This is a genomic window from Palleronia sp. (assembly GCF_042089775.1).
In the GTDB taxonomy this organism is placed as follows: Bacteria; Pseudomonadota; Alphaproteobacteria; order Rhodobacterales; family Rhodobacteraceae; genus Palleronia.
In genome coordinates this window covers 1-3,805 of sequence record NZ_JBELKF010000179.1, presented here as the reverse complement: position 1 = coordinate 3,805, position 3,805 = coordinate 1, and the positions used below count along the sequence as shown (strand labels likewise).

Below are 3,805 nucleotides of genomic sequence, written 5' to 3'. Positions count from 1 at the left end.
GGGGTCTTCTATCCCCGGTCTTCTTCTTTCTCCCGACCAGCATCGACGGGCTCTATGAACGTGGCCTTGGCCTGATCGCCAGCACGTTCGTGATTTGCCTGTCGTGGATGTTTCTCCGGCGGGGCATCATCGGGATCCCTTATCGGTAGCGCTGGCTCGCCGCCCCGGGACGCGTATGTCGCGGAAGGGCTCGAAGCCGACTTGCGGCGGCGCGGCAGGCCTGGGCTTCGCGCGGACGGTCGCCTTGGCACGATCGGCCCTTGGACATTCGCGCCGCCGGCTCGCGTTGCGGTGCAGTTCCCCGAGAACGGCCGTTCGCGATGGCGTGCAGCATCAATGGGCGGTGAAGTCCATTGTGCGGATAAGGTCGACATTCTCTGATTCGCACGCAGAGTTGCCCGATCCGGCCATGGACTTCGCGATACCTTGACGCGTTACGGAGATCCGGGCGCGACCCGCGTCATTCGAGCAACACGCGGGAGAAGACCTGGAAAACGATCGGCGGTGCGCGATGCGAGCCGACGCCGTCGGTGCCCTTGGAAGAGCATTGCGACGCTTTCGGCGCGCCACATAGGTCCCGCAAAGGCTTGCCGCAGATCTCTTGCGTATTCGTCCTGTGATCGGTTCTCGTGGAGGCACGCGGCGAGGAGGCGTCCGCCGATAAGCGCCATGGTCATGCCGGTTCCGCTCAGCGACGGGATGACGGCGGATTGATCTCCTACGCGCCAGAGCCAGTCTGGCCCGTTCCGCGCGGCCCAAGCGCGGTAGCCGTAGGGGACATGTCCCACGGCGAGTGGACGTGGCCATAGGGCAGCGTCCTCCCGGAGCACCGGCGCCACGTCCGGGCACTCCGCTGCGATGACGCGGCAAAGCTGGCCATAGTCGCGGCCGCAGGCATTCCAGGCGCGACGCGTGACCGCGGCACTGACGTTGCATGTGTCAGCGTCCATCGGCACGAGGCCGGCATAGCCTCCGTCGAAGAAGCACAACACGATGGTATCGCGCAGCGCAGCCATCGTTTCGGCACCCGGGCGATAATGCATCTTCAGACCGATGTGGTGATTCCGGTCGCCGGGGGCGGCCGTGCGCTTCCAACCGCGCAGGTCCAGCTTTCCGTTGGCGAGGACGATCCGATCGGCGGCGATGCGTTCGCTGCCGAGCCTTAATTCCCCTTCTCCGACCGAGGTCACGCGCGCGCCAAGGCGAATATCGGCGCCGGCCCCGGCGGCAAGGGACCTCAACTCGGGGTCGAGCAGGCGCCGTGGGATCGTCACGGCCCGGAACGGAAGCGGACCCGAAACGCTTCGTCCGCCTGCAAGAAGCCGCAGGCGCGATACCGGTTCGGCGCCGAGCCGGGTCAGGTCCAGCCCCATGGCCTCGACCTCGCGGCATCCCTCGGGAGAAAGAAACTCTCCGCAGACCTTGTCGCGAGGCGACGGATCCCGTTCGAACAAGGTCACGTCATGTCCCCACCGGGCGAGCGACAGGGCCGTGGCGCTGCCTGCAAGGCCTCCGCCGATGACGGCGGTTCCGACGCGGCTCATCGGCCCTTCCTTCCGTCCCGCTGAACGCCTGGGTCTCCGGCATGTGCCGGGGCGTGAGGCCGGCCGACGAAGGCCTGCGTGAAGGGGCCGTGCGCTGCGTCGACGATGACCGCTCCCGGCCAGGATGCGGCGAGCTCGCCGTCCCTGAAGCCGGCCTTGACGCTGACGACGGCGTCGTGGCGGGTCACGGCGTTGGCGCCGATGGCATGGAGGGAACCGGCGGCCATCGCCGCGAACCTCGATCGTCTCGGTTCGGTCGCGACGAATGTCTCGCACCCACCGGCAATGCCGTCCAAGACACGGGACAGGTCTGCGGCATTGAAGTGGTGCAGAAACAGATTGGCGATCGCGAGATCGTGCGTCCCCGCTGCCGGGAGCCAGTCGACGACATCGGCGGTCACGATCTCGACCCTCCAGCCAAGAGCCGCGAGATCGTCGACCGCCCGCTCCAGGACGACCGGTTGCGCGTCGACCAGCGTCAGGGTTCCGCCCGGCCAGGCAGGTGCCAATCGGCGCAGGACGGCGTGCGTCGTCAAGCCGTCGCCGCATCCGAGCTCGACGATCCGCCGCGGCGGTTCTGGCACATGCGTCTTCATCAGCCCCGCCAGGATACGCGACTGCAGCATCAATGCGTTGATGCGGTGAAGGTCGCGGCGTGATGCGCGCGCTTCGGGCGCGTCGGGACGCATGCTGTCGAGATGCTCGGGTACGACGGTCCGCTCGGCCGGGAACGCGCTCATGCGACAATCCCGAACGTCATCGTTTCGGCGGTCAGACCCGGCCCGAACGCCATGCCGCAGCCTTTGGCCCCCGCGGCCCCGTCCTCGAGCATGCGCTCCAACACGAACATCACGGTGGCGGACGACATGTTGCCGTAAGCGCGCAGCACGTCGCGCGACGTGGCGAGCGCCCCGGGGTCGAGGTTCAAGGTCCGTTGCACCGCGTCGAGCACCGACCGGCCGCCGGGATGCACGGCCCACAGATCGATCTCGTCCACACTGTCCCCGTGGAGGATGGCCGCGACGTTGTCGGCAAGCACCGCCTGGATCGTCGCCGGGACCCGTCCCGACAGAACCATGTCGAACCCGTCGTCGCGGACGTTCCAAGTCATCAGGTCCCGCGCGTCACGGGCCAGCAGCGCCTTGAACCGGTCGAGCCGGATGCCCGTCGCCTCGGCCGTGACAAGAGCGGCAGAGCAGCCGTCCCCCCAAAGACAGAAGGTCAGCAGACGCTCAAGATCGTCGGTTTCCTTCAGGTGCAGCGTCGTCAGTTCGCAATTGACGACCAGCACCCTCGCCGAGGGCTCTGACCGGACGATATGGTGTGCCGTCTTCAGAGCGTTTATAGCGGCATAGCATCCCATGAAGCCGATCAGCGTGCGTTCGACCGATGGCGACAGACCGGCACGATGGACGATCTCGAGATCCAGTCCCGGAGCCGAAAGTCCGGTACAGCTCGCGACGATCAGATGTGTAACGGACGTCCGCATCTTGCCCATATCGAGGCGGTCGATGGCCAGCATCGCCAAGTCTGCTGCTGCGCTCTCGTACATGTCCATGCGCGTGGCGGTACCGGGGAATGCACCCCGTCGAAAGATGCCAGCCGTGTCGACAATCTGCCCCTCGGGGTCGTCCGCGGGTTCGATGCACGAATATCTGGTCTCTATGCCTGCCTTGTCCGCCATCCTGCTGAAGAGCGTTTGATGCCTCGGTGACGCCGCGAGGCTCACGGTGGCGAAGCGCAGGAAATAGTCATGCACTTCGTACTCGGGCACCGCCGTCGCGACGCGGTTGATATACGCATGTGTCAGAATGGTTGGCCTCAATTTGGAGAAGCGGGTGCCCAACCGAAAGGCACACTGCATGTAACGTTGGACGAAGCATTGTGGTTCATCCGCTGGAACGCGTGTGACGAATTGTCTCACCATTGATGTCTGGGTCGGGCTCGAAACGGACCTGCGGCCGTTCGGCGAGCCCTCCGGAGGCGATGCAATGGCGCACGAGCAAATCACGGTCCACGCACGCGACGGCAACTGCACGACGCAAGTTCTCACCGCCAAGGACGGCAAAGGCGGACCGGCCATCCTCTTCTAATTCGACGCAGGCGGAATTCGTCCGGTTGTCATCGACCATGGCGCAACGGCTTACAGACGCGGGCTACGTCGTCTTCGTCCCCGATCTGTTCTACCGCCATGGCGCCTATGGCCCATTGGTCCCGGCGACTTCCCGTGACCTGAGCCCCACTTCCCTCCGGCCTTACGG

The 3,805-nt window shown here is 65.7% G+C and carries 3 protein-coding genes; all 3 read right to left on the bottom strand.

Annotation, left to right across the window (positions count from 1 at the left end; translation table 11 throughout):
- Positions 1–434: 434 nt before the first annotated feature.
- From ACFDS3_RS19510 to ACFDS3_RS19500, 3 genes are read right to left on the bottom strand one after another with little or no spacing between them, the layout of a single operon-like run.
- Positions 435–1,544 carry an NAD(P)/FAD-dependent oxidoreductase gene (locus ACFDS3_RS19510; protein WP_375264004.1) on the bottom strand — a complete coding sequence of 370 codons (1,110 nt, stop codon included), beginning with the start codon at positions 1,542–1,544 and terminating at the stop codon, positions 435–437.
- A complete protein-coding gene (locus ACFDS3_RS19505; protein WP_375264003.1) occupies positions 1,541–2,284 on the bottom strand; it encodes a class I SAM-dependent methyltransferase in 744 nt (247 codons plus the stop codon). Before ACFDS3_RS19505 ends, ACFDS3_RS19510 begins: the two co-directional genes overlap by 4 nt.
- On the bottom strand, positions 2,281–3,408 hold the full coding sequence (locus ACFDS3_RS19500; protein WP_375264002.1) for a type III polyketide synthase: 1,128 nt from the start codon (positions 3,406–3,408) through the stop codon (positions 2,281–2,283). The genes ACFDS3_RS19505 and ACFDS3_RS19500 overlap by 4 nt, the downstream gene beginning before the upstream one ends.
- Positions 3,409–3,805 lie beyond the last annotated feature (397 nt).

Excerpts from the sequence above, each read along its gene's own strand:
- ACFDS3_RS19510 (WP_375264004.1), bottom strand. The coding sequence starts at position 1,544 with ATGAGCCGCGTCGGAACCGCCGTCATCGGCGGAGGCCTTGCAGGCAGC.
- ACFDS3_RS19505 (WP_375264003.1), bottom strand. The coding sequence starts at position 2,284 with ATGAGCGCGTTCCCGGCCGAGCGGACCGTCGTACCCGAGCATCTCGAC.
- ACFDS3_RS19500 (WP_375264002.1), bottom strand. The coding sequence starts at position 3,408 with ATGCAGTGTGCCTTTCGGTTGGGCACCCGCTTCTCCAAATTGAGGCCA.